Source organism: Paenibacillus tepidiphilus (assembly GCF_008635795.1).
Taxonomy (GTDB): domain Bacteria; phylum Bacillota; class Bacilli; order Paenibacillales; family Paenibacillaceae; genus Paenibacillus_AQ; species Paenibacillus_AQ tepidiphilus.
This window is the reverse complement of sequence record NZ_VWRQ01000056.1, coordinates 1-1,614: the sequence shown is the minus strand read 5'-3', so window position 1 is coordinate 1,614 and position 1,614 is coordinate 1. Positions and strand designations below refer to the sequence as shown.

The window sequence follows — 1,614 nt, the reverse complement described above, 5'->3', positions numbered from 1 at the left end:
TTCAAGGACACGGAAGCCTTCGCGGAAGCCAAAGGCAAGAAGGTAACCCTGAAATCCATCCTGGGCGTACTGTCCCTGGGGCTGGAAACCGGCGACACCCTGACCCTGATCACCGAAGGCGGACAGGAAGCTGAAGCGCTGGCTGCGCTGCAGGAAGTGATGGTTAAGGAAGGGCTGGGCGAGGTTCATGAATAAACTCACAGGAATCGCGGCCTCCGCCGGCATCGCCGTCGCCCGCGCGTTTATCCTGGAGCATCCGGACTACACGATCACGAAGACCTCCGTTAGCGATGTGGATGCGGAAATCGCCAAGCTGGAGGCCGCCCTTGAGCAATCGAAGGGGGAGCTTCAGCGCATCAAGGAGCGTACACTGCAAGAGCTCGGCGAGAAGAAGGCCGAGATCTTCGAATCCCATCTGCTGATCCTCGATGATCCGGAGCTGATCAGCCCTGTGCAGGATAAAATCCGCGAGGAAGCAGTCAACGCGGACTATGCCCTGCAGGAAGTGGCCGCCCAGTTCATCAGCATGTTCGAGAACATGAAGAGCGCCTACCTGCAGGAACGCGCCGCCGACATGCGCGACGTGACGAAGCGCGTGCTGAACCATCTGCTGGGCATCACTTATGTGAGTCCGGCGGAGATCGATGAGGAGGTCATCGTCATCGCCGAGGACCTGACGCCCTCGGATACGGCACAGCTGAACCGCAAGTACGTCAAGGGCTTCACCACCAACATCGGCGGCCGGACCTCCCATTCGGCCATCATGGCCCGTTCGCTGGAAATTCCGGCGGTCGTCGGCACGAAGAGCGTGCTGTCCGCCGTGAAATCGGGCGATCTGGTGATCGTGGACGGGCTGAGCGGCGATGTGCTGATTAACCCGGGCGAAGCCGAAGTGGCGGAGTACACGCAGAAGCAGGAAGCCTACAACCTGCAAATCGCCGAGTGGAAGAAGCTGCGCGAGGAGCCGACCGTCTCGAAGGACGGCAAGCATGTGGAGCTGGCGGCGAACATCGGCACGCCGAACGACGTGGCCGGCGTGCTGGAGAACGGCGGGGAAGGCGTAGGCCTGTACCGGACCGAGTTCCTGTACATGGGCCGCGATAAGCTGCCGTCCGAGGAGGTGCAGTACAATGCGTACCGCACGGTGCTGGAGAGCATGAACGGCAAGCCGGTCGTGGTGCGCACGCTCGATATCGGCGGCGACAAGGAGCTGCCGTATCTGGAGCTGCCGAAGGAAATGAATCCGTTCCTCGGCTTCCGGGCGATCCGGCTCTGCCTGGACCGTCAGGACATCTTCCGCACCCAGCTGCGGGCCCTGCTGAGAGCGAGCGCCCACGGCGATCTGCGGATCATGTTCCCGATGATCGCAACGCTCGGCGAATTCCGCGCCGCGCGCGACCTGCTGCTGGAAGAGAAGGAGAGGCTCCGCGGGGAAGGCCATGAGGTCTCGGACAGCATCCAGCTCGGCATCATGGTGGAGATTCCGTCGACGGCCGTATTGGCTGACCAGTTCGCCAAGGAAGTGGACTTCTTCAGCATCGGCACGAACGATCTGATCCAGTACACGATGGCGGCGGACCGGATGAACGAGCAGGTGTCGTACCTGTACCAGCC

General features: G+C 61.8%; 2 protein-coding genes. Both read left to right on the top strand.

The window, feature by feature from the left end:
• Positions 1 to 195, top strand: a 195-nt coding sequence (locus F1379_RS29435) for an HPr family phosphocarrier protein (RefSeq protein WP_150276041.1), incomplete at its 5' end; no start/stop codon positions are given.
• Positions 188 to 1,614 (top strand): phosphoenolpyruvate--protein phosphotransferase (ptsP, locus tag F1379_RS29430; RefSeq protein WP_150276040.1); only part of this gene is annotated, 1,427 nt, incomplete at its 3' end. The genes F1379_RS29435 and ptsP, both read left to right, overlap by 8 nt.